The organism is Achromobacter sp. RTa (assembly GCF_000757485.1).
Lineage (GTDB): Bacteria > Pseudomonadota > Gammaproteobacteria > Burkholderiales > Burkholderiaceae_B > Achromobacter.
This window is the reverse complement of the sequence record NZ_JPYO01000046.1, coordinates 204,198-226,246: the sequence shown is the minus strand read 5'-3', so window position 1 is coordinate 226,246 and position 22,049 is coordinate 204,198. Positions and strand designations below refer to the sequence as shown.

At 67.2% G+C, this 22,049-nt stretch carries 21 protein-coding genes; 15 read left to right on the top strand and 6 right to left on the bottom strand.

Annotated features, from left to right (window positions below):
• Window positions 1–4: 4 nt before the first annotated feature.
• The 5 genes from JL37_RS28160 to JL37_RS28140 are packed head-to-tail and all read right to left on the bottom strand — an operon-like array spanning window position 5 to window position 4,604.
• On the bottom strand, window positions 5–1,039 hold the full coding sequence (locus JL37_RS28160) for a fumarylacetoacetate hydrolase family protein (RefSeq protein ID WP_043548531.1): 1,035 nt from the start codon (window positions 1,037–1,039) through the stop codon (window positions 5–7).
• 59 nt (window positions 1,040–1,098) lie between these two features.
• The gene (locus JL37_RS28155) at window positions 1,099–2,058 is read right to left on the bottom strand and encodes an MBL fold metallo-hydrolase (RefSeq protein WP_043548530.1); all 960 of its coding nucleotides are present in this window, start codon (window positions 2,056–2,058) and stop codon (window positions 1,099–1,101) included.
• Window positions 2,059–2,093: 35 nt separating this feature from the next.
• A complete protein-coding gene (locus JL37_RS28150; protein WP_043548529.1) occupies window positions 2,094–2,702 on the bottom strand; it encodes a VOC family protein in 609 nt (202 codons plus the stop codon).
• Window positions 2,703–2,719: 17 nt separating this feature from the next.
• The gene (locus JL37_RS28145) at window positions 2,720–2,926 is read right to left on the bottom strand and encodes a hypothetical protein (protein ID WP_043548528.1); all 207 of its coding nucleotides are present in this window, start codon (window positions 2,924–2,926) and stop codon (window positions 2,720–2,722) included.
• On the bottom strand, window positions 2,901–4,604 hold the full coding sequence (locus tag JL37_RS28140) for an FAD-dependent monooxygenase (protein ID WP_043548527.1): 1,704 nt from the start codon (window positions 4,602–4,604) through the stop codon (window positions 2,901–2,903). The genes JL37_RS28145 and JL37_RS28140 overlap by 26 nt, the downstream gene beginning before the upstream one ends.
• 158 nt (window positions 4,605–4,762) lie before the next feature.
• On the opposite strand from JL37_RS28140, the gene JL37_RS28135 reads away from it, so the two are divergent.
• The 13 genes from JL37_RS28135 (at window position 4,763) to JL37_RS28075 (ending at window position 18,898) form a co-directional block, all read left to right on the top strand.
• On the top strand, window positions 4,763–5,560 hold the full coding sequence (locus JL37_RS28135; protein WP_043548526.1) for a helix-turn-helix transcriptional regulator: 798 nt from the start codon (window positions 4,763–4,765) through the stop codon (window positions 5,558–5,560).
• Window positions 5,561–5,694: 134 nt separating this feature from the next.
• Entirely contained in the window at window positions 5,695–6,660 is a 966-nt protein-coding gene (locus JL37_RS28130) for an arsenic resistance protein (RefSeq protein ID WP_043548524.1), read from the top strand.
• A gap of 540 nt (window positions 6,661–7,200) precedes the next feature.
• Entirely contained in the window at window positions 7,201–8,160 is a 960-nt protein-coding gene (locus JL37_RS28125; protein WP_043548522.1) for a MoxR family ATPase, read from the top strand.
• Window positions 8,161–8,169: 9 nt separating this feature from the next.
• The gene (locus JL37_RS28120) at window positions 8,170–9,105 is read left to right on the top strand and encodes a DUF58 domain-containing protein (RefSeq protein ID WP_043548520.1); all 936 of its coding nucleotides are present in this window, start codon (window positions 8,170–8,172) and stop codon (window positions 9,103–9,105) included.
• On the top strand, window positions 9,102–9,590 hold the full coding sequence (locus JL37_RS28115) for a DUF4381 domain-containing protein (RefSeq protein ID WP_043548517.1): 489 nt from the start codon (window positions 9,102–9,104) through the stop codon (window positions 9,588–9,590). Before JL37_RS28120 ends, JL37_RS28115 begins: the two co-directional genes overlap by 4 nt.
• On the top strand, window positions 9,577–10,581 hold the full coding sequence (locus tag JL37_RS28110; protein ID WP_043548515.1) for a VWA domain-containing protein: 1,005 nt from the start codon (window positions 9,577–9,579) through the stop codon (window positions 10,579–10,581). The genes JL37_RS28115 and JL37_RS28110 overlap by 14 nt, the downstream gene beginning before the upstream one ends.
• Entirely contained in the window at window positions 10,572–12,083 is a 1,512-nt protein-coding gene (locus JL37_RS28105; protein WP_043548514.1) for a VWA domain-containing protein, read from the top strand. Before JL37_RS28110 ends, JL37_RS28105 begins: the two co-directional genes overlap by 10 nt.
• On the top strand, window positions 12,080–13,420 hold the full coding sequence (locus JL37_RS28100) for a BatD family protein (RefSeq protein ID WP_156124422.1): 1,341 nt from the start codon (window positions 12,080–12,082) through the stop codon (window positions 13,418–13,420). The genes JL37_RS28105 and JL37_RS28100 overlap by 4 nt, the downstream gene beginning before the upstream one ends.
• A complete protein-coding gene (locus tag JL37_RS28095) occupies window positions 13,420–14,448 on the top strand; it encodes an HAD family phosphatase (protein ID WP_043548513.1) in 1,029 nt (342 codons plus the stop codon). The genes JL37_RS28100 and JL37_RS28095 overlap by 1 nt, the downstream gene beginning before the upstream one ends.
• 47 nt (window positions 14,449–14,495) lie before the next feature.
• Window positions 14,496–16,118: an arylsulfatase gene (locus JL37_RS28090; RefSeq protein ID WP_043548512.1), complete on the top strand. Its 1,623-nt coding sequence runs from the start codon at window positions 14,496–14,498 to the stop codon at window positions 16,116–16,118.
• Between the two features lie 94 nt (window positions 16,119–16,212).
• On the top strand, window positions 16,213–17,103 hold the full coding sequence (locus JL37_RS28085) for a BamA/TamA family outer membrane protein (protein ID WP_231570446.1): 891 nt from the start codon (window positions 16,213–16,215) through the stop codon (window positions 17,101–17,103).
• A 19-nt stretch (window positions 17,104–17,122) separates the two neighbouring features.
• On the top strand, window positions 17,123–17,905 hold the full coding sequence (locus JL37_RS28080; RefSeq protein WP_043548510.1) for a hypothetical protein: 783 nt from the start codon (window positions 17,123–17,125) through the stop codon (window positions 17,903–17,905).
• A 9-nt stretch (window positions 17,906–17,914) separates the two neighbouring features.
• Entirely contained in the window at window positions 17,915–18,898 is a 984-nt protein-coding gene (locus JL37_RS28075) for a hypothetical protein (protein WP_231570445.1), read from the top strand.
• A 20-nt stretch (window positions 18,899–18,918) separates the two neighbouring features.
• On the opposite strand, the gene JL37_RS28070 is transcribed toward JL37_RS28075, so the two are convergent.
• Window positions 18,919–19,899, bottom strand: a complete 981-nt coding sequence (locus JL37_RS28070) for a helix-turn-helix transcriptional regulator (protein ID WP_043548509.1) — start codon at window positions 19,897–19,899, stop codon at window positions 18,919–18,921.
• Window positions 19,900–20,301: 402 nt separating this feature from the next.
• On the opposite strand from JL37_RS28070, the gene JL37_RS28065 reads away from it, so the two are divergent.
• Together JL37_RS28065 and JL37_RS28060 are read left to right on the top strand one after the other, a co-directional pair.
• Complete coding sequence (locus JL37_RS28065; RefSeq protein ID WP_052097646.1) at window positions 20,302–20,820, top strand: flavin reductase family protein; 519 nt, start codon at window positions 20,302–20,304, stop codon at window positions 20,818–20,820.
• A 62-nt stretch (window positions 20,821–20,882) separates the two neighbouring features.
• Window positions 20,883–21,980, top strand: a complete 1,098-nt coding sequence (locus JL37_RS28060; RefSeq protein ID WP_043548508.1) for an LLM class flavin-dependent oxidoreductase — start codon at window positions 20,883–20,885, stop codon at window positions 21,978–21,980.
• Window positions 21,981–22,049 lie beyond the last annotated feature (69 nt).

The window sequence follows — 22,049 nt, the reverse complement described above, 5'->3', positions numbered from 1 at the left end:
CGGGTCAGGCGGCCGCGGTTTCGGGCATGGACGCCGAGGCCGGGAGCGGCAGGGGCCGGGCGCCTGGGATCCGCACCTCCTGGTCGATATCGCCGAACAGGCTGCGGCCCGCGTCGTCGCGCATTCCTATCCGCACGCGGTCGCCATGCTTGAGGAAAGGCGTGCGCATTTCGCCGTCGCGCAGCTTCTCGCGCACCCGCGCCTCCACCAGGCAGCACACCCCGGCGGCGTCGCTGGCGTTGGAGATGGTGCCGCTACCCACCAGCGTTCCCGCGCCCAGGCGGCGCGTGCGGGCGGCATGCGCGATCAGCTCGCCGAAATGGAACTGCATTTCCTCGCCGGCCTGCGGCTGGCCGATAAGCCTGCCGTTGAGCCAGACCTGCATGGAACGATGCAGCTTGCCGCCGCGCCAATACGGCGCAAGCTCGTCGGGCGTGACCAGCACGGGCGACAGCGCCGACGCGGGCTTGCCCTGCAGGAAGCCGAAGCCCTTGGCCAGCTCCGGCAAGACCACATTGCGCAGGGTCACGTCATTGACCAGGCCCAGCAGCGCCACGTGGCCCAATGCCGCGTCCGCGCCGACGCCCAGCGGCACGTCGTCCGTCACCACCACGATTTCGGCCTCCAGGTCCACCCCCAGCTCCTCGCTGGCGGCGGTGATGTCCTCGCACGGCCCCATGAAGTCGTCCGAAGCGCCCTGGTACATGAGCGGGTCCGTGAGGAAGGAAGGCGGCATCTCGCCGCCGCGCGCGCGCCGCGTCAGGTCCACGTGGTTCAGGTAGGCCGAGGCGTCCACCCACTGATACGCCCGGGGCAGGGGGGCGGCGCAGCGGGCCGGATCGAAGGGCTGGCCGGGGCCGTCTCCGGCATCCAGCGCCTCGTACTCGGCCTGCAGCAGCGGGGCGGCGCGGGCCCAGTCGTCCAGGGCCTGCTGCAGCGTCGCAGCGATTTGCGGCACGGCGCGCATGCGGGTCAGGCCGCGATTCACAACCAGCAGTTCACCGTCGCGGGAGCCATTGGCAAGGGTGGCGAGTTTCATGTTCAGGTACTCCGTATCGGGATGCGGCCCCGGGCGAGAATCGCCGCGGGCCTCTGGAATCAGGCTGTGAGCTCGGCCCACATTTCACGGTCGCGCTGGGCGGTCCAGACGCGCGGCTCGGCGATTCCGCTGGCCTCGTCGAAAGCCCGCGAGATGTCGAAGGGAATGGCGTGCTCGTAGATGACGACGTGCCCGAACTCGGGGTCCATCACTCGGCGGGTGTCTTCGTAGACCTGCTTCAGGCCCTTGCCTTCCTCCACGCCCCGTTGGGCGCAGCCATACAGGGTCTGTACCCAGCGCCGCGTGTAGGCGATGGCCTCGCGGCAGGCCTCCGGCGTGGTTAGCGCCGGGCCGCGGCCGGGCACCATCTGCCGCGGCTGCAGCGACTCCAGCGCGTCGAGCGTGGCGGGCCAGTCGGCCAGATAGGCGTCGCCCGTATAGACGCCCGCGTTGAACTCCACCAGGTCGCCGGCGAAACAGATGCCCTGAGAGGGAATCCAGACGATGGAATCGCCCCGGGTATGGCCCGCGCCCAGGTACAGCATGCGCACTTCCAGGCTGCCCATGAACAATGTCAGCTCGCGCTCGAACACGACGGTGGGCCGGGTCAGCCCGGGAATGCTCTCGACGGACTGGAACAGCCGCGGGAAGCGGCCGATCTCCGAATCCATGTCGGCCTGGCCGCGCTCCATGATGAGTTCATGGGTGCCCCGGCTGGCGAAAACGTTCACCGCGCCCTCGGCGGCGAAGGCCGAAGCGCCGAGCACCCGCACGGCATGGTAGTGCGTGAGGGCCACGTGGCGGATGGGTTTGTCGGTCACGCCGCGTATGGCGCGTATCAGCCCCTGGGCCATGACCGGCGTGGCTGTCGCATCGATGACCATCACGCTGTCGTCGCCGATGATCACGCCCGAGTTGGGATCGCCGTCGGCCACATAGGCGTAGGCGTTCTCGGACAGGCGTTCGAAGGAGGTCTTCTTTTCAGCCAGGTCTGCCTGGGAGGCGAAGGGTTTGCTCATGGTGTTCCTTTTCTGGATGGGAGGAGGGGCGGAGCTCAATCCGCGTGATGCTGGCGATGCTCCGCGCGGCGTTCCTGGCTGGAGGTGCCGGTGGCGCCGGGCATCAGGCCCGCGGCCTTGTCGCGGGTCCAGGCGGCCAGCTCCTCATGGGCAGTGCAACGCTTGCGGGCCACGTAGTCGTCCATGGGCAGGCGCACGGTCAGTTCCAGGCGGATACCGTTGGGATCGAAAAAATAGATAGACCGGATGAAATGGTGGTCGGTCGGCCCCACCACCTCGATGCCGTGGTCCAGCAGCCGCCGGCGCATCCGCTCCAGTTCGGCCTCGCCGTGGATCTCCATGGCGAAGTGGTTGACCCAGCGCGGCGTGGCGGGATCGGGCTGGCTCTGGCCGTTGTCGCCCAGGTCGAAGAAGGCGATGTGCGAATGGTCCGCGAACTCGAAGAAAAGGTGCACGAAAGGGCAATGCTCTCCCGTGGAAGGCACGCGCTCCTCCTTGACAACATGAACCAGCGGCAGGCCCAGGATGTCTTCGTAGAAGCGCCGCGTCTCTTCGGCGTCGCGGCAGCGCCAGGCGAAATGGTGCAGGCCATGGATGGGCGGGCAGGGCGCCGTCGTGGATGCGAGGGATTGATTCAGCGTCATGGCGCCGTCTCCGTGGTTCATGGAATGTTGAGGGCGGGCGCGCAGGGCTGGACCGCCAGGATTTCGTCCACCGCCTCCTGCACCCTGGCCGCGTCGTCCACGGCCTCGATGAGGAGCAGGGACAAGCGGGCCAGGCTGTCGCGCTGGGCTGCCGGATCGGGCACGTCCGTGAGCGCGATGAGGCGTTCGAGCAAATCGTCAAGTTGTTGCTGGGATAGCGGCATGGCTGGCGCCTCCGATTGCGGGCAAGAGGCCGCGGGCCTCCGGGAAGGATTCGGTACAGGCGGCGCGGGATCCGCAAAGCGCCTGGGCCACCCACTCTTGCGGCGCCTCGGAATCGCACGCGTCGCCGGCGGCCATGACGTGCTGGTCGGGGCGCAGCAGCCAGGCCGCGCCGTCCATCTCCAGGCCGAGCTGATGGGCCAGGGCCGCCCGTCCGCGCTGATCGCACAGCGGGCCGACTGCCACCCATTCCACCAGGGAATCGCGCCGTGCAACGGGTGCTCCGGGAGGCAGCGCATCGCCGAACACCAGGACGGTGAACCACGGGCCGAGCAGCCCGTGCAGCGTCAGTCCGTCGGCCTGGCGCAGCACGACGTTGGGCAGCGCCCGGCCGACGTGGGCATGGGCGCCGCGCGCGAGCGGCGAGGGGGGATAGACCGCCGGCATGCACAAGCGGCCCGTGTTGATCATGCGGGCCGCGACGTCATGCCGCGGCGCCAGCGCGATGATGGCGTCGCGCCACAGCGCCGCCGAACGGGCGGCTCCGGGATAGACGAAGCGCGAGGAGCGGCGCGCCTGGCGGATGTTCTCCATCGCGGCGTGCTTGCGCTCGGCGCTGTAGGTGTCCAGCAGCGACTCGCCGGCGCGCCCCTGCAACAGCAGCGCCAGCTTCCAGCCCAGGTTGTCGGCGTCCTGGATGCCGCCGTTGCCGCCGCGGGCGCCGAAGGGCGCGACCAGGTGCGCCGAGTCTCCGGCGAACAGCACGCGGCCGTGGCGCAGGCTGTCCAGGCACTCGTGGCGGTAGGCCCACACGCCATGCCAGGCGATGTCGAACGCCACCGGCTCGCCCAGCAGATCCCAGACCCGCTGGCGCATGGCCGATTCCGTCGCCGCCTCGACGGGGTCCTCGTCCGGACGCAGCTGGAAATCCAGGCGCCAGGTGTCGTCGGCCATCTTGTGCCGCCAGACCGCGCGGCCATGATTGCTGCGCGCGTCCAGCCAGGTCCAGCGCTCTTCGGGCCAGGCCGTATCGCGCAGCACGATGTCGATGATGATCCAGCGGTCCTCGGTCCTGTCGTACACCCGCGGCCTGAGGCCCAGCATGCCGCGCACGGCGCTGTTCGCGCCATCGCACGCAACCACCCACTGCGCCCGGCAGCGGTAGGCGCCATCCGGCGTTTCTACCCGCAGCGTGGCCGGGCCGTCCGCGGCGGGCTCGATGCCCGCAACCCGGTTCAGCCAGCGCAGATCGGCCAGAGGCTCGCGCATCAGCGCGTCGACCAGGAACGACTCCAGATAGTATTGCTGCAGATTGACGAAGCCGTTGTGCCGCATGTCGGGCTGGTCCTGCAGCGTGAATGAGGCCACCGCCATGTCGCGGCACAGCACGCGGCCCACGTTCCAGCGCACGCCTTTCCCGACCACGTCGCCGGCCATGCCCAGCCGGTCGAAGATGTCCAGCGTGCGCTGGGCCCAGACCATGCCGCGCGAGGCCAGCCCGCGCACGCCGACGGTGTTGTCGTCGTCCAGCACGAGCACCGGTATTCCGCGCCGCACCAGATCCAGGGCCAGCGTCAGGCCGGTCAGGCCGGCTCCCACGACGGCCACCGGATGCGGATCGCGCCGTTCGCGATCCATTTCCTCGGGCCTGACGTACGGGTAGATGGGAAGCTCTTTCATCGTTTTCCCTAATGCTCCATGGGTCCACAGGGGTTCGTTGCAGGCACCACTCTAGAAGCGCTCCGCGGCGCCGTCATGTCCTCACGAGAGAGGACACCGCAGCGGCGGAGGATGACTTTAGAATCGGGAAAACACGCGTTAGCGGGGAATACAAGACCATGGAAGAGACAAACCATCCATTGCCCGCGGCCGAAGAGCGGGACCGCTGGGCCGAATCCGCCGTCATGGACCTGGGCGGCCCGATGTTCCACGCGGCGCTGCTCCTCGCGCTGCGCGAAACCGTGGCCGCCGACCACGTGTCGCACGTGTTCTACGGCCACGACGGCGCGGTGCAATATTCGTCGGCCGCCAGCCTGCTGAACCAGTCCCTGATCGAATGGACCACCAATGTGTTCGTCGACGACGAGTTCTACCGGCGCGATCCCAACTACGGCCTGCTGCTCGACATGGCCGGCCGGCCCGACCACCATCCCGATCCGGTCATCCAGGCCGCGTCGCCGGACCGCATCCTCGATAGCGAGTACCGCCGCCTGCTGTTCGAACGGCCGGGGTTCGCCAGCAAGATTTCACTCATCGGCGCCCGCGGCGAAGGCATCAGCTATCTGAATCTGTACTTTTCACGCACGCATTCGCCGGACGTGACCGAGCTGATGCGCGGGCGCGCGCCCCTGCTGATCGCGCTGGCGCGGCGCCACCATCAACTATGCAGGAGGGAAGGGGAGGCGCAGCGCGCGGCCTCCTGGCGCAGCGGGCTGTCGCTACGCGAAATCCAGGTGGCGGAGCTGCTGCGGCAGGGTCATACCGCCAAGGAGGTCGGGCGCGAACTGGGGTTGTCGCCCGCCACGGTCGTGACCTACAAGAACCGCCTCTTCAAGAAGAACAACGTGGCCAGCCTGAAGGAATTCCTGATCAAGACGCCTGTGGCGTCCGGCTGTACGCCGGCCAACGCCAGCTAGGGCCGCCCGCCGAGTCCCGCTACCGGAAGGCCTCGGTCAGGGGGCAATAGCGGGAATTGCATGGCGCGCACGGCAAACCATGCCCGCCCGCGCAACGCTATGATTGGCGGTTCCCCACCACACATCGGCCCGATATGCAGTTACCGCGCGTGAGAGACCTGCTGGAGCAGCGGCAGGTCGGCGTCTACTTCGGCGCGGTGGCCATCGCGGCGATCCTTGCATGGCAAGTCCCGGCATCGGCGGCCCTGGCGCCCGCCATCGATCCCTTGCTCGGATTCATGCTTTTCGTGACCTTTCTGCAGGTGCCGCTCACGCAGCTGCGGCAGGCCATGGCCAAGCTCCGGTTCATGGGGGCGCTGCTGGCGTCGAATTTCATCGCCGTCCCGCTGCTGGTCGCCTGCCTGCAGCCCTGGTTGCCCGATGCGCCGCTGGCGAGGATAGGCGTACTGCTGGTGCTGCTGACCCCCTGCATCGACTACGTCGTGACCTTCGCGCACATCGGCCGGGCCGACGCCCGCCCGCTGCTCGCCGCGACGCCGATACTGCTGGCCGCGCAAATGCTCCTGCTGCCCCTGTACCTGGGCGCGTTCCTCGGCGACGAGGCCGCGGCGCTGGTGCAATGGGAGCCCTTCGTCCATGCCTTCACCTGGCTCATCGCGGTGCCGCTGGGCCTCGCGGCGCTCTTGCAGGCCGGCGCGGCCCGAAGCCGCGCCATGCGCGCGGCGGCGAACCTGCTTGGCGTCCTGCCCGTGCCAGCGACCGCGCTGGTGCTGTTCGTCGTGGTGGCCGCCGTCGCTCCGCGGCTGGGGCTGGCCGTCGACGAGGTGAGGGCGGTCGTACCCGTCTATGTGGCGTTTGCGGTGCTGGCGCCCCTCATCGGCTGGACGATCGGCCGTATCTGGCGGCTGCCCGCCGAGCAGGCGAGGGCCGTGTCGTTCAGTTCCGCGACGCGCAATTCCCTGGTCGTGCTGCCGCTGGGCCTGGCGATCCCTGGCGCAGTGCCAGTCTTGCCGGCGGTCATCGTGGCCCAGACCATGGTGGAATTGCTGAGCGAGCTGATATACATACGCGTGCTGCCCCGGCTGGGCGGCCGCGTCTAGGCATGCCAGGGCGCGTTCCGCGCGGACTGTCTGCCCCAGGCCACAATGCCTGCAAATTTTTGACTTAATCCATAAAAACATTGCAATACCGGCCGGGTGCCATTTAGATTTGGGCATGACCGCCGCTAGCAGCCGAGCCTGCCTGGCTTGGCGGCCGGCCCTTGGGCATATTGCTTGTCTGCCCTGAGGAATCGTGGCCACAGCGGCCGCGTAGCCCAGGACGGCATGCGCAGCCAGCCTCTGCGGACGCTGCAAAATATTCAATCGAGATTTCGCTTTTCGGATAGCGCGGGATCCGGGTTGGCACTATTTTTTTCCTGTCGATAGAAAGAACGGTTTCGATTTCCGCTGCACCGAATGTTCCCCGGCTTGACCCACATGACGGAGAGAGCAAGTGAAACTGCACACCCGATCCCGCATCCCGGCGCCCGGACCGTCATAAGGCCGGAACAACAGGCGCTGGCCCAGGCCCTTCGGGGCAGCTTCGCCAGCCATTGAATATCCGCTCTTCATGAGCAGCTGATCGAGGGGGAGAAAGGCATGGCCAACCGGGACGGCATTCTGGCGCTTGAATGGGCGGTATCCCAGGCGGTGATCGGCCAGGCGGAGGTGATCAGGGAGATCATCGTGGCGCTGCTGGCGGACGGCCACGTCCTGCTGGAAAGCCTGCCCGGGCTGGCCAAGACGCGGACCGTCAAGGCCCTGGCCGCGCATCTGGCGGCCGAGATGCGCCGCATCCAGTTCACCCCGGACCTGCTGCCCTCCGACATCACCGGCGCCGACGTATTGCAGCAGGACGCCGACGGGCGCAATCAGGTGGCGTTCCAGCCCGGCCCGCTGTTCGGCAATCTCATCCTGGCCGACGAGGTGAACCGGGCGCCGGCGAAGGTTCAGTCGGCCCTGCTCGAAGCGATGGAAGAACGCCAGATCACCGTCGGCGGCACGACGCGGGCCATGCCCTCCCTGTTCATGGTGTTGGCCACGCAGAACCCGATCGAACAGGAGGGAACCTATCCCTTGCCGGAAGCGCAGATGGACCGCTTCCTGATGAAGATCTGCCTGGACTATCCGGCGGCCGACGACGAGGTGGCGATGCTGGGGCTGCTGCGCCAGCCCGCGGGCGCGCAGGAGGCCGCCACGCGCCTGTCGCAGGACGAGCTGTTCGCGTGCCGGGCCGAGGTCGCGGCGATCCATGTCTCGGCAGCGGTGGACCGATACATCGTCGATCTGGTCAATGCGACGCGCAAGCCGGGCGACAGCGAACTGGCTCGCTGGATACAGGTGGGGGCCAGCCCGCGCGGCGCGATTGCGCTGGACAAGGCGGCGCGCGCCCATGCCTGGCTGTCCGCGGCCGACTTCAGCTCGCCTGACGACGTGCGCGCGGTGGCCCACGCGGTTCTGCGCCACCGCCTGCACCTGTCATACGACGCCGTGGCGGATGGCGTGACGCCGGACGCGGTGATCGACCGGCTGCTGGATACCGTCGCGGTGCCGGCCTAGGGCCCGTCCATGCAAGCGCATCCCGTCCATCCCCCGCTTGCCGAGCTCATGGCCCTGGAAGCCGCCGTGTCGGGCTTGTCGTTTCACTCGCGCCAACCCTTGGGCAGCGTGCTTGCGGGCCTGCATGGTTCGCGGCTGCGGGGCCGCGGGCTGGATTTCGCCGAACTGCGCCGCTACGTGCCCGGCGATGATCTGCGGCAGCTGGACTTGCGGGCTTCGCTGCGCTACGGCAAGCCTTACGTGCGGGCCTATACGGAAGAGCGCGACCGTCCTGCGCTGGTGCTGGCGGATCAACGCATGAGCATGTACTTCGGATCCGTCCGCGCGTTCAAATGCGCGGTCGGGGCAAGGCTGGCCGCGACCGCCGCCTGGATGGCGTATCGCGCGGGCGACCGCGTCGGCGGCATTGTGTTCGACGACGACGGCCAGCGCAGCTTCAAGCCGCTGCGCAGCCGTGACCGGGTGCGGGCCTTTCTTGCCGAGGTCGTCCGGGCCAACCAGGGCCTGTCGGCGCAGCGGCCGGAGCAGCCTCGGCCGGAGGGCCTGAACGCCGCGCTGCGCGCCGCCCTGGCGCAGGCGCCGCACGATTGCCTGGTCTGCATCATCAGCGATTTCTCGGGCGCCGACGACGATACGCTGCGCGGCCTGCGCTTGCTGGCCGCGCACAACGACGTCGTCGCCGTGCTGGTGTTCGATCCCATGGCGCAGAACATTCCCAGCCGGGGCCGCCTGGTGGTCACTCAGGGCGAACTGCATCTGGAAATCGCCGTGGGACGGCGGCGCGAACGCCAGCCGCTGGCCGATTTCTTCAGCGGCCGGCTGCGCGAAGTGGCCGAACTGCTGCGGCGCAGCCGCGTGCCGCTGTTGAGCGTGGATACGGTGCAGGATGAGCTGGCGCAGTTGCGCCGGGAGTTGGGCCGCCAGATCCCGGGAGGGCGGAAATGAGCGCCGAACCGCCAGGCCTGGACCAGTTGCGCGAACTGCCTTTGCCCGTGCCGGTCTCCTACTGGCCGCAAACCTGGGGCTGGGCGGTGCTCGGCCTGCTGCTGGCGGTCGCGGCGGGCTGGCTGGCGACGCGCGCATGGCGCCGCTGGCACGGGAACCGCTACCGGCGTGAAGCGCTGTCGGAACTGGCGCTGCTCGAAGCCGCGGCCGCCTCGGATCCGCTGGCGGCGCGCAGCCTGCCGGCATTGCTCAAGCGCACCGCGCTGGCGGCGCAGCCCTCAGGAGCCGCCGCGCCGCTGGCGGGCGACGCCTGGACAGCCTGGCTGGCCCGCTGCGGGCCGCCTTTGCCCGACGATGGCGCCCGTTTGCTGGAAACGCTGGCCTATGCGCCGGATACGTCGGTGCGGGCGCTGGATCCCACGGAACTGCGCCGGCTGCTGGCAGCCAGCCGCCACTGGATGGAGCGGCACCATGTGGAGGCTTGAATATCCCTGGCTGTTGGCCGCCGCGCCATTGGCGTGGGCCGTCTATCGCTGGCTGCCTCCCTATGTGCAGGCGCGCAGCGCGCTGCGCACGCCGTTCTTCGACACCATGGCCAGGCTGACGGGAAAGTCCCCGTCGCGCCCCGGCGTGCAGGCCAGCCGCGGGCAACTGTGGCTGAACGTCGTGGTGTGGCTGTTGCTGCTGCTGGCGCTGGCCCGGCCGCAGTGGGTCGAGCCGCCGTTGACCCATACCGAACCGGTGCGCGACATCCTGCTGGCGGTCGACATATCGCAGTCCATGGACAGCGCCGATTTCCGCGACGCCCAGGGCAAACCCTCGACACGCTGGCAGGCCGTCAAGGCGGTGGTGGCCGACTTCATCGCCAAGCGCGGCAGCGACCGGCTGGGATTGATCGTCTTCGGCACGGGCGCCTATCCTCAGGCCCCGCTGACGCGGGACCATGCAACGCTGAGCCTGTTGCTGGACCAGACCGCGGTGGGCATGGCGGGACGCAACACCGCGATCGGCGACGCGATAGGGCTGGGCATCCGCATGCTGGACGCGGCCAGGGAGCGCGACAAGGTGATGATCCTGCTGACGGACGGCAACGATACGGGCAGCGCGGTGCCGCCGGTGCGCGCGGCCCGGCTCGCCTCCGATCACCGCATCGTGGTGCACACGATCGGCATTGGCGATCCCCAGGCCAGCGGCGAAGACCGCGTGGACTTCGCCGCGCTGCAATCCATCGCAAGCGCCACCGGCGGGCGGTTCTTCCGCGCCGGCGATCTCGCCGCGCTGCACGAGGTCTACGCGACCCTGGATCGCCTGACGCCGCAAGAGGTGAAGACACTTAGCCACCAGCCCGCCCGCGAGTATTTCTGGATTCCGCTGGCGGCCGCGCTGGTTTTGCTGGGATGCTGGCACGCCATCGCGGCGCTGCGGTCGCGACTGGGGGCAAGAGAGGGCGGGAAGGAGGGGACGTCGTGGACCTGAGCGATTTCCACTTCCTGAGGCCTTGGTTCCTGCTGGGCGCCGCGCTCGCGATCGCCTTGTGGGCCGCGGGCCGCGCCCAGCGCGGCGCGATTGGCCGGGACAGCGGAATCGCGCCCCAATTGCTGCCGTATCTGACCCTCCATACAGCGGGTTCGCGAGGCCCGCGGCCGCTGGACCTGATGGCGCTGCTGCTCGCCTTGGGCTCGGTTGCCGCCGCGGGACCGGCCTGGCAACGGGACGAGCCCGATTTCCTCGACAACGTGGCGCCGCTGGTGGTTGCCGTGGACCTGTCGCGCACCATGGACGCCACCGATGTGCCGCCGTCGCGCCTGGAAGCCGCCAAACAGACCGTGCGAGACCTGGCTGCGCGCCGTGCCGGCGCAAAAACGGGCCTGATCGCCTACGCCGGCAGCAGCCACCTCGTGCTGCCGCCCACCGATGACCACGATCTGCTGGACCTCTTCGCCCAGGCCCTGTCCACCGATCTGATCGACCGCGACGGCCGCGACGCGGCCGGCGCCATCGACCTGGCGGCGCAGGTGCTGGCGGCCGAACGCGCCGGCGGCACGCTGCTGCTCATGACCGACGGAGCTCCCGCGCCGGACAAGGTGCGGGAGCGGGCCCAGGCAGCGCGCGACCTGCAGATCCTCATCTTGGCCGTGGGGAAGGGCGGGGCGCCGGGAGGCGTCGACGTGCCGGCCTTGCGCGAACTGGCACGGGCGGCGGGCGCCCCGCTGGGCAGCCTGACGGCCAGCCCGGACGACCTGGACTGGATCGCCCTGCATGCTCAGCAGCATTTCGAATCCGTGCAGGACGCCGCGGCGGGGTCGCCGCACTGGAAAGACGCGGGCTACTGGCTGTGCTGGCCTCTGGCCCTGCTGGCGCTGCTGGCGCTGCGGCGCGGCTGGCGCGTAGCGTGGCAGGCCTGCCTGGTGGCGGGTGTATTCGCCTTCTCGGCGCCGCACGAGGCCAACGCCGGCGGCCTGGCCGATGCGTTCTTCACGCCCGACCAGCAGGGGCGGCTGGCGTTCGACCGCGGCGACTTCGGCGCGGCGGCGGACCATTTCCAGGATCCGTACTGGAAGGGACGGGCGGCCTACGCGGCCGGCGATTATCCCGCCGCGTTGACGGCGTTCTCGCAGCAGACCAGCCCCGAGGCCTATTTCTACATCGGCAACACGCAGGTCCGGCTGCACCGCTACGACGCGGCGCTCTCGGCCTACGATCGCGCCCTGGCCCTGAAGCCGGGATGGGAGCCGGCGGTCGTGAACCGCGGAATCGTGACGCGGCTGCTGGCGGCGATGAGCCAGGAACAGCAGGGCGACCAGGGCGAGCCGCCGGATCGCACCGTTGCCGACAAGACCGCCCAGGCGGGCCAGCTCGCGAAGGTGCAGACGCCGCAAGCCGCGTCGGAGGATATCTGGCTGCGCAATCTCAGCCTGTCGCCCGCGCGCTTTCTGCGCGGCAAGTTCGCGGCGCAGGACGCGGGAGGGCCGCCATGATGCGCCTGTTCCGCCGTTGGAGCCTGCTGCTCGCCATGGCGCTGGCGGCTTCGCTGCACGCGCAAGAGGCGCCGATGCTGCGCGTGACCGCCAAGGCGCCGGCGCAGGCGCAGGCCGGCGCGACGGTCCGGCTGCAACTGGAAGTGATGACTTCCACCTGGTTCACGCAGCCCCCGCGGCTGCCCGCGCTGGAGCTGCCCGGCGTGCTGGTGACTCCGCCTTCGGGCGAAGCCGAGCTGGTGCGCGGCAGCCAGGACGGCCAGGCCTTCAGCGGTTTGCGCTACACCTATCTGCTGAGCGCTCAGTCGGCCGGCACGCTGCAGATACCGGCATTGGCCGTGACCGCGCAGCTGGGGCCCGGAGGCGCCCCGGTCACGGCAGAGAGCGAGCCCTTGTCCATCGAGTTCACCGGCGCGGCCCAGCCAGGCAAGGTCGTTGGAGAACTGTCCGTGACGCAGTCGTACACCCTGGCGCCGGATCCGATGGTGCAGGGCGGCCGCATCACTCGCAGCGTGACCCAGCGGGCCGACGGGGTGCAGGCGATGCTCCTGCCGCCGGCTCCGCTTGGGGACGTGCCGCACTTCAAGCGCTATCCGCGAGAGCCCGAGGTGGTCACGCTGACCGATGGACGCGGCGGCTTCCTGGGCGGCCAGCGTATCGACCGCGCCGACTATATCGCGCAAGAGGCTGGCAGCTATGAACTGCCGCCCCTGACCCTGAACTGGACCGACGGGCCCAGCGGCGCGCCCCAGAGCAAGACGCTGCCCGGCCGCCGGGTCGACGTAGCCGCAGCTCCCCAGGCCGCGCCGCCGTTCTCGCTGGCCGACGACCTGGCCCAGTTGCGCCATGGCGCGCGCTGGCTGCTGCCGGCCTGGGCCGCGCCTGCGGTCATCGGCGTGACGGCGGCGGCATTGGCGCTATGGCTGGGATGGGCATGGTGGATGCGGCTGGCTCGGGTGCTGGGCGCCGCCGCAAAGGCCGGCCAGGCCCGCTGGCGGGCCAGCGAACCCTGCTATTGGCTCGCATGGCGCCGGGAGGCGCGCGGCGCGCAGCCGGTGCTGAGCAACTTCTATCGGTGGATCCGGCGCGGCAGCGGCGCGGTGACGCTGCGCGCGGCGCTGGCGCCCATGGAAGAGGCCGACCGCCAGCTCGGGGAAAGCACGCTGCAGCGGATTTACGGCGAGGGGGGAGGGCATGCGGATTGGCGCGCGGCGCTCGCGGCCCGCAGCCGCGCATGGCGAAAAGCCTGGCGCCGGCGCGGGCCCGCCCCGGCGGCCTTGCCGGCTGAATTGAATCCTGTCGACCAAGAGCGCAATACGCGCGCGGGGAGAAGCTGATGCGGCGTTTCAATGACATCGAACCAATGCGGCGCTGGCTCGGGTGGATGTGGCTGTGCGCATTGTGCCTGCTGGCGGGCTGCGCGGCGCCTGCGTCCCAGACGCGCGCCGACCTGCCTTCGTGGGCCGACGGGCCCTCGCGCAGCGCCATCGTCGAATTCGTCGATGCGGTGACGCAGCCGGGGAGCCCGGATTTCGTGGCGCCCGAGGCCCGCATCGCGGTCTTCGACAACGACGGCACGCTCTGGAGCGAGCAGCCCATGTATTTCCAGTTCCTGTTCGCGCTGGACGAGGTCCGCGCCCAGGCGCCGTCCCATCCCGAATGGAACAGCCGGCAGCCGTTCAAGGCGGTGCTGCAGGACGACAAGGCCGCGCTCGCCAAATCGGGCGAACGCGGCCTGATGGAGATCGTCGTCGCCACCCATACGGGAATGACGGTGGAGCAGTTCTCGCAACGGGTGGACGAGTGGCTGCGGACCGCGCGGCATCCGCGCACCGGGAAGCCCTACACCAGCATGACCTACGTGCCCATGCGCGAGTTGCTGGATTACCTGCGCGCCCGGGGCTTCAAGACCTACATCGTTTCAGGCGGCGAAACGGAGTTCATGCGCCCCTGGACGGAAGCGGCCTACGGCGTGCCGCCGGAGCAGGTCATCGGCAGCGGGTTCACCACCGAATTCCAGGCCCAGGGCGGCACGTTCCAGCTCATGCGCCAGCCCAAGCTGGAATTCAACGACGACGGCCCGGGCAAACCCGTGGCGATCCAACGCTATATCGGGCGCCGCCCGATCCTGGCGTTCGGCAATTCCGACGGCGATCTGCAGATGCTCCAGTGGACCGCGGCGGGATCGGGCAAGCGGTTCGCCGGCATCGTCCATCACACCGACGCCAAACGCGAATGGGCCTATGACCGGGATTCCAGCATCGGGCGCCTGGACAAAGCCTTGGACGAGGCACGCAGCAAAGGATGGACGGTCGTCGATATGGAAAAGGAGTGGACGCGCATCTACGAATTCAACCAGCCTTGATGATTTCTGTTGACCCAGCGGCCCGCGCGCGGGCAAGGAGAGCGGCAATGAAAGCAGCACGATGGTTAGGAGCGGCCTTGATGGCCGCCGGCAGCCTGGCGCTGACGGCCGGGGCGCACGCCCAGGGCGCGCCGGCCAAGGGCCAGGAACCCGGGAAAAAGCCCAACATTCTCGTCATATTCGGCGACGATATCGGCCAGGCGAACATCAGTACCTATACCAAGGGCGTGGTCGGCTACAGGACGCCGAACATCGACCGGATCGCCAACGAAGGGCTCACCTTCACCGACTATTACGCGGAAAACAGCTGCACGGCGGGCAGGTCCACCTTCATCACCGGGCAGGTCCCGCGCCGCACCGGCCTATCGAAGGTCGGCATGCCCGGCGCGCCCGTCGGCCTGCAGGACCGCGACATCACGATCGCGCAGGCCTTGAAGGCCCACGGCTATGTAACGGCCCAGTTCGGCAAGAACCACCTCGGCGACCGCGACGAGTACCTGCCGACCAAGCACGGCTTCGACGAATTCTTCGGCAACCTCTACCACCTGAACGCCGAGGAGGAGCCGGAGCGCCCGTATTGGCCCAAGAATTCCACCGATCCCATCATCAAGAGCTACCAGCCGCGCGGCGTGATCAAGGCCAGCGCCGACGGCAAGATCCAGGACACCGGGGCCCTGACCGCCAAGCGCATGGAGACCATCGACGACGAGACGGTGGGCGCGGCGCTGGATTACCTGGACAAGCACGGCAAGGGCGACAAGCCGTTCTTCCTGTGGATGAACACCACCCGCATGCATGTGTTCACCCATATCCGCCCCGAGCACCAGGGCAAGAGCGGGATGCCCGGCAACGATTACGCCGACGGCATGTGGGAGCACGACCAGGACGTGGGCAAACTGCTCAAGAAGCTGGACGATCTGGGCATAGCCGACGACACCATCGTCATCTACACCACCGACAACGGCCCCAATCAATTCAGCTGGCCGGACGCGGCGACCACTGCATTCCGCAACGAGAAGAACTCCAACTGGGAGGGGGCGTACCGGGTGCCGGCCATGATCCGCTGGCCAGGCCATATTCCCGCCGGTGAAGTGAAGACGGGCATAGTCTCCGGCCTGGACTGGTTCCCCACGCTGCTCGCCGCGGTGGGAGACATGGACGTCAAGGAACGCTTGCGCAAGGGATGGACGCCGAACGGCGCAAACAAGAGCTACAAGGTCCATCTGGACGGCTACAACCAGCTCGACTACCTGACGGGCAAGACCCCCGACAGCGCGCGTGAAGATTTCTATTACTTCAACGACGACGGCATGCTGGTCGCGATGCGATACAGGGACTGGAAAGCGGTCTTCTGCGAGCAGCAGTCCCCGGGCGGCTTCGCGGTATGGAAGGATCCGTTCGTATGCCTGCGCGTGCCCAAGCTGTTCAACCTGAGAATGGACCCCTATGAGCGCGCCGACGTGGTCTCCGACCAATATTACGATTGGCTGGTCAAGAATGACTACCTGGTGCTCATCGCTTCCATGAAGGCGGCGCAATTCCTGCAGACGTTCATCGAGTATCCGCCAAGCCAGCGCCCCGCCTCATTCAGCGTGGACCAGGTCCAGGCGGAAGTGGACCGCGCCATCGAAAAGCACTTCGAGGAAGCCTCCAAACAACAGGGCAAGTAGGGAAGGGCGGAGCAGCCGGCCCGCGGGCGCAGCCTGCGGCCGGCCTGTCGATTCCGGCGGACGAGAGCGTCGATTCGAGATGACACGAATGGCCATGGTCATGATACTGAGCGGCCTGTTGGCGCATGGCACGGCGCAGGGCGAGCCGCTTTCGTTCACCGACGGCGACGACGGCGATTTCGATACCAGCGACTTTCTGCTCAAGCACCAGGGCGCCTTGCCGGTGCCGGTGATCATTACGGAGCCCGCCGTCGGCTATGGCGGCGGGCTCATGCTGCTGTATTTTTCGGAGCCCGATGCCAGCGGCGATCCGCAGAGCCCGGCAAAGGGCGAGCGCAAGGCCCCGCCCAATATCACGGGCATCGGCGCCCTGGCCACGGACAACGGCACACGGGGCGGCGCGCTGTTCCATTTCCACAGCTGGGACGCGGACCGCTATCGCTATCTTGGCGCGCTGGCGCAGGGGCGCGCGAATCTCGAGTACTACGGCGCCTTCAATCACGGGCGCAGCTACGAGGTGAAGGGCACGTTCCTGGTCCAGCAAGTCCTGGCCCGGATAGCCGACAGCCCCTGGTACATCGGCCCGCGCTACACCTACTTCCGTTCGAACACCCGGTTCACCGGCGCCACCGCAAGCGAACTGTCGCAAGCGGAAATGTCCGGGCGCATAGGCAAGGCCGGGCTGGTGGTGGACTACGACACCCGCGACAACATGTTCTATCCCAACCGCGGAACCTACGCCGAACTGGAGGCGCAGTTCTCGCGCAGCTGGCTGGGCAGCGACCAGTCCTTCGAGAATTACCGCGCGCGCGGATACACCTGGCTGCCGGTCGCCACGCGATGGACCCTGGGCCTGCGCGGCGACGGCCAGTTCACCCGCGGCACAGTGCCGTTTTCAGATCGGGAGCGCCTGGCGATGAATGACGGTTTGCCGCGGGGCTCGGCGAAAAGATCCAGCGTGACCAGAGTATTCCATTGGCGATAACGATATATAGGGTGATGAAATGAATTATTCACTTCTTCTTGCGGGACTGGCCGCCGCGTTCTTCGTGCTCTTGCTGATCGCCATGCAGATCGGGAAATGGCTGGGGCGGGGCGCCGACGAAAAAAGCGGTTCGGGAGCCGCGGTCATCGAAGGCTCGGTTTTTGCGCTGCTGGGCCTGCTTGTCGCCTTCACCTTCTCCGGGGCGGCCCAGCGCATGGCGGAGCGCCGCGACCTGCTGGTCCAGGAAGTCAACGCCATCGGAACCGCATGGCTGCGCATAGACATGATGGAAACGGGCATCCAGCCGCGCCTGCGCGACCAGTTCCGCCGCTATGTGGATGAGCGCATCAACTACTACCGCAACGTGGCGGACCTGGAACGTCGCGATGCGATCGCCGCCCACGTCGGAGCCCTGCAAAAGGAGATCTGGACCACGTCGATGCAGGCTGCGCGCGCCAGCGTGCCGCCTTTCGCCGCATCGTATGTCGGAGCGGTCAACGAGATGTTCGACGTTGCCTCCGCCCAGACCGTCGCGCAAAAGGTGCATCCTCCCATCGCAGCCTACGTCTTTCTGGGCTTCCTGACGCTGGTCGCGGCCGGCCTGGTCGGCCTGAACCTGGCCTCGTCCAAGCGCAACACCCTGCTGCATCAAGTGGTCTATGCCATCGTCATGACCACCGCCCTCTATATCATCGTAGACTTCGAGTTCCCCCGGATCGGGACGATACGGATCGACCAGAGCGATGCCTTGCTGGTCTCCCAACGGCAATCCATGGTCGATCCTGTCGGCGGAGGCAGCTAGGAGATCCCTATGGAAACGAGAATCGTGGGGTTCAGGAAGAGGGCGTCCAGCCGCGCGGGCGCTTGGGCGCTGGCCGCGACCTGCGCCGCGCCGGCGACGGCCTGGGGGCAGCAAGGCCTGAGGCTGAGCCAGGATGACTTGCAAAAACGCGCCAACGGCGTGCTGGCGCTGATGTCGTTCTCCATCGTTCCCGACATCACGACCAGTTCGCTGAATATCGGCAGCGGAGGCGGATCGACCACGGGATCGAACGAGTTCTTCATGACGCAGCTGGGAGGCGGCGACACGATCTCCGATTCCGTCCCGATCTATCTGGAAGGCGTGCTGGCCGGCAGCCGTTACGACCCGACCTTCGTCGCCACGCAGGGCGCGGAAACGCGCCGCATCCCGACCAAATGGAACAGCATTTCCGCCACGGGCGGCATAGGCTGGGATTTCAAGCTGACCGACGAACTCAAGCTGCGCCCCATCTTCAACTTCGCGCTGGGCAACGTCACGAGCGACCTCCGCGCGGCCAGCTGGTACGTGGGCCAGCGCACCGGCAAGGATATCGACTTCCTGGACCGCGGTTCGCTCAATGCGTACGGGTTGGGCGGTTCGATCATGCTGGACTACGAACACTACCGGCCGGGCTACGAGGTGGACGTGGAACTGCGCTATTCCGATATCCGCCTGCAAAGTTTCGACAGCTCGGCCGCGGTCAGCGGCAATGCGGTGGCCCAGTCCGCCAATCTGTGGGCCCGCTATCGCGCGCCCACCGGCGCCATCCTGCTGCAGCGGCCCCTGCGCTACGTGCTGGAACTGACGCACTCCGAATTCCTGGGCGACCAGAAGGGGATCCTGGGCTTCGACCGCCTGACTTCCGTGGGCGCGGGGCTGGAGCTGGATTCAAGCGCCTACGATGTGTTCATTACCCGCACCCGCCTGGTGGGACGCTATGTATTCGGCAACAACGTGTCCGGCTTCTCGGTGGGACTGGCGGTGAGCTTCTGATGGGCGGCGCGCCCGCGCGGTCAATGGCGGGTCGCGGAGCGGGCGAGGGTAGCGCTCGGCAGTTCGCCGAATGTTTTCCGGTAATAGGCCGAGAACCGCGACATGTGCCGAAAACCCCATTTCATCGCAATCTCGGAAACCGTGGATTCGGGGTTCGCAGTCAGCAAGTCGCGCAGGGCGCCGTTCAGCCGCGCCGTCATGAACCAGCGCCCCGGGGACATTCCGACGCTGCGGCGAAAGATCATTTCAAGCGAACGCAAGGTGTAGCCGCTACGCCCGGCCACGTCACTGAGCGCAATATCGATGGCCTCGCCCGACAGCACCAATCGCTCGCACGCGGCGATCAAATGGTAATGCCGCTGTTCAACCGCCATTTTTTCCGTCTTGCCCGTCGGGCCTGCCGCGCAGAGCGCGTCGACATAGCCCGCCAGCAAGGATTCGCAAACCTCGCGGGCAAGTTCCGCCGCCATGCCCCCATCCGCCTGGAGACGGCGCGCAAGCCCCAAAGCATCGCTGGTCAGCGCCGTCAGCCGAAGCCGCCCTCCGGGCCGCAGGCGTATGGAATGAAAGGCATGCCTGCGCACCCACACAGGCCGGCCCGTGCGCGCGATGGCTACCTCCTGAATGCGTTCTTCCGGCGCGGTGAAGTTGACCCAGCGCGAGTTGCCGCTTGCGTGGTACAGGAGTTCGACGCCGGCAGGGTAGAGCTGGATTTCTTCGGCGTTTATCGCGGCCGTGTTGCATCGGGTCAGTTCGCCGCCCTCGGCCATGAATCCTATGCAGATCCCGTCCTTGGGCATGGTGCCGTGGGCAATGACGGGGAACTCATAGCGTCCGGTTTCAAGCCGGATATCGCCCAGGACCAGCCGCTGATGCTCCATCGTCGCGGGCCTGGACGACACGAGGCGATGTTCGAAGCTGCCGCCGTACACGACGTCGAACGCCTGCAAAGGCTCAAGCCCCGAATAGAGGTGCTGCAAATAGACGGGTTGGACCGGCATTGCAAACTCCCGGAGGTTTCGCTTTTCGGATAGCGCGCGGGCAAGCCAGGGACTATTGTCTTATCGCAACGTATCTAGCCTGGGTTGAAGTTATGACGGAAGACAATCGGCAGGTCAAGGCGCGCAAACGCTAGATAGGCGGTGGCCTGGATCCAGCCATATTTCTTACTTTACATAATACACATTATGCGTAATTCATGTGCCCAGGCGATCAGGCTACAAACAACCGACCTGGCTTATGGCGCAATGACACGGACAGTGTCGCAATCCTGTGTAGCGTGACACACAATTCGCCCGCCCGTCCCCGCGTTCGCCCCAGGCGGACCGACCTGGCACGGTCTTTGCATCTCCATTCGTACACATCCCGCCAACCGAGCGGGAACGTACAAGGAGACAGTCTTCATGAACATGCCCATTCCTGGCCTCAAGGAGGCCATGCGCAATGTGCCATCCACGGTCGCCCTGATCACCAGCCGCGATGCGGCAGGAACGCCGCACGGGATGGCCGCTTCCGCGGTGATCTCCATCACCGTCGATCCGCCGGCCGTCCTGGTTGCCGTCAACCGCACGGCGGGCATCCATCCCGTCCTGGAAATGAGCGGCCGGCTCTGCATCAATTTTCTGGCGAAAGACCAGGTTCACCTGTTGGACGCCTTTTCCCGCTCCGACCTGCGCGCTGAACGTTTCACCCAGTCCGACTGGCGCGATGTCCGGGACGTTGGCGGGAAGGACCTTCCGTGGCTGCCCGCCGCGCGCGCCGTGCTGTTCACCGAGGTCGACCGAACGATGTCCTACGGCACGCACACGCTTTTCATCGCCCGGGTTCGGGAAGTGGTGCTGCCCGCGCCCGCCGCAACCGACGAGCACCCGCTGGTCTGGCTGGGCGGGCGCAGTGTTCCGCTGGCGATGCTCGGCGCTTGAATTTCACCCGGGCGGCTACCCCTGGCCGCTCAAATACTTAAAGCAAAACAAGGAGATACACCATGAAACTCGGCATGTTCGCAATGCCCTTGCACCCGCCCGGCCGCCCGATGGCCGAAACGCTTGAAGAAGACGCAGACAAGGTCGTGTACGCGGACCAACTGGGCTTCGACGAGTTTTGGGTCGGCGAACACATGTCCTGCACCACGGAACCGATCTCGGCGCCGCTCATGTTTCTGGCTTCGCTGATCCATCGGACCAAGCGCATCAAGTTCGGGACCGGCGTCATTGCGCTTCCGAACCACCATCCGGCCGTGGTCGCCGCCGAAGTGGCCCTGTTCGATCATTTGAGCCGCGGGCGCCTCATGTTCGGCATCGGGCCGGGCGGCCTTGCAAGCGACATGGAGTTGTTCAAGGTCCTGGACGGGGAATACCGGAACGAGCGGATGATGGAGGCGATCGACACGATCCTGCAACTGTGGCGCCAGGATCCGCCCTACGACATACAGGGGAAGCACTGGCAGATCTCGCTCAAGGACATGGTCATCCCTGAGCTTGGCGTGGGCTATATTGCCAAGCCCTATCAGCGGCCGCATCCCGAAATCACCATGACGGCCATGTCTCCTTATTCCAGCAGCGTCAAAGTGGCGGCTCAACGCGGTTTCGGTCCGATGAGCGCCAATTTTTGCCCCGAGTATGTGGTCAAGAGCCATTGGCAGAAGTATCAGGAAGGCTGCGAGTTGGCGAACCGTCCGGCGACTGGCGAAGACTGGCGCGTCTCCCGCAATATCCTCATTGCGCCGACGGACGCCGAGGCCCGCGACCGGGTGATGAATCCGGAAGGCAGCAACTATTACTACTTCGACTACCTCTGGCGTGTCCTCAAATCCGCCAACTACACCGCCGTCATGAAGGCGGATCCGAAACAGCCCGACGAGTCGGTGACGGTGGAGAGCCTGATCGAGAGCATGGTCGTCTACGGCTCGCCCCAGACTGTGACCGACAAACTGTTGTCCTTCCGCCAGAATGTCGGTCCATTCCATGGCTTGTTGATGGCGTCCATGGATGGGGCCGGCGCAAATCGCGCCTGGGAATGGGAGACGATGTCGCGGCTGGCGTCGGAAGTCATGCCGGCGGTACGCAAGGCTATCGCGCGTTGAGGCCTGCCTGACCCCGGCCCGGCAGGCGGTGCCTGGCGGGCCGTCTTCTATACTCATCCGGACGAATTC

What these genes read in the sequence shown, in the direction of transcription:
- JL37_RS28160 (WP_043548531.1), bottom strand. Translation starts at nt 1,039, where the DNA reads ATGAAACTCGCCACCCTTGCCAATGGCTCCCGCGACGGTGAACTGCTG.
- JL37_RS28155 (WP_043548530.1), bottom strand. Translation starts at nt 2,058, where the DNA reads ATGAGCAAACCCTTCGCCTCCCAGGCAGACCTGGCTGAAAAGAAGACC.
- JL37_RS28150 (WP_043548529.1), bottom strand. Translation starts at nt 2,702, where the DNA reads ATGACGCTGAATCAATCCCTCGCATCCACGACGGCGCCCTGCCCGCCC.
- JL37_RS28145 (WP_043548528.1), bottom strand. Translation starts at nt 2,926, where the DNA reads ATGCCGCTATCCCAGCAACAACTTGACGATTTGCTCGAACGCCTCATC.
- JL37_RS28140 (WP_043548527.1), bottom strand. Translation starts at nt 4,604, where the DNA reads ATGAAAGAGCTTCCCATCTACCCGTACGTCAGGCCCGAGGAAATGGAT.
- JL37_RS28135 (WP_043548526.1), top strand. Translation starts at nt 4,763, where the DNA reads ATGGAAGAGACAAACCATCCATTGCCCGCGGCCGAAGAGCGGGACCGC.
- JL37_RS28130 (WP_043548524.1), top strand. Translation starts at nt 5,695, where the DNA reads ATGCAGTTACCGCGCGTGAGAGACCTGCTGGAGCAGCGGCAGGTCGGC.
- JL37_RS28125 (WP_043548522.1), top strand. Translation starts at nt 7,201, where the DNA reads ATGGCCAACCGGGACGGCATTCTGGCGCTTGAATGGGCGGTATCCCAG.
- JL37_RS28120 (WP_043548520.1), top strand. Translation starts at nt 8,170, where the DNA reads ATGCAAGCGCATCCCGTCCATCCCCCGCTTGCCGAGCTCATGGCCCTG.
- JL37_RS28115 (WP_043548517.1), top strand. Translation starts at nt 9,102, where the DNA reads ATGAGCGCCGAACCGCCAGGCCTGGACCAGTTGCGCGAACTGCCTTTG.
- JL37_RS28110 (WP_043548515.1), top strand. Translation starts at nt 9,577, where the DNA reads ATGTGGAGGCTTGAATATCCCTGGCTGTTGGCCGCCGCGCCATTGGCG.
- JL37_RS28100 (WP_156124422.1), top strand. Translation starts at nt 12,080, where the DNA reads ATGATGCGCCTGTTCCGCCGTTGGAGCCTGCTGCTCGCCATGGCGCTG.
- JL37_RS28095 (WP_043548513.1), top strand. Translation starts at nt 13,420, where the DNA reads ATGCGGCGTTTCAATGACATCGAACCAATGCGGCGCTGGCTCGGGTGG.
- JL37_RS28090 (WP_043548512.1), top strand. Translation starts at nt 14,496, where the DNA reads ATGAAAGCAGCACGATGGTTAGGAGCGGCCTTGATGGCCGCCGGCAGC.
- JL37_RS28085 (WP_231570446.1), top strand. Translation starts at nt 16,213, where the DNA reads ATGGTCATGATACTGAGCGGCCTGTTGGCGCATGGCACGGCGCAGGGC.
- JL37_RS28080 (WP_043548510.1), top strand. Translation starts at nt 17,123, where the DNA reads ATGAATTATTCACTTCTTCTTGCGGGACTGGCCGCCGCGTTCTTCGTG.
- JL37_RS28075 (WP_231570445.1), top strand. Translation starts at nt 17,915, where the DNA reads ATGGAAACGAGAATCGTGGGGTTCAGGAAGAGGGCGTCCAGCCGCGCG.
- JL37_RS28070 (WP_043548509.1), bottom strand. Translation starts at nt 19,899, where the DNA reads ATGCCGGTCCAACCCGTCTATTTGCAGCACCTCTATTCGGGGCTTGAG.
- JL37_RS28065 (WP_052097646.1), top strand. Translation starts at nt 20,302, where the DNA reads ATGAACATGCCCATTCCTGGCCTCAAGGAGGCCATGCGCAATGTGCCA.
- JL37_RS28060 (WP_043548508.1), top strand. Translation starts at nt 20,883, where the DNA reads ATGAAACTCGGCATGTTCGCAATGCCCTTGCACCCGCCCGGCCGCCCG.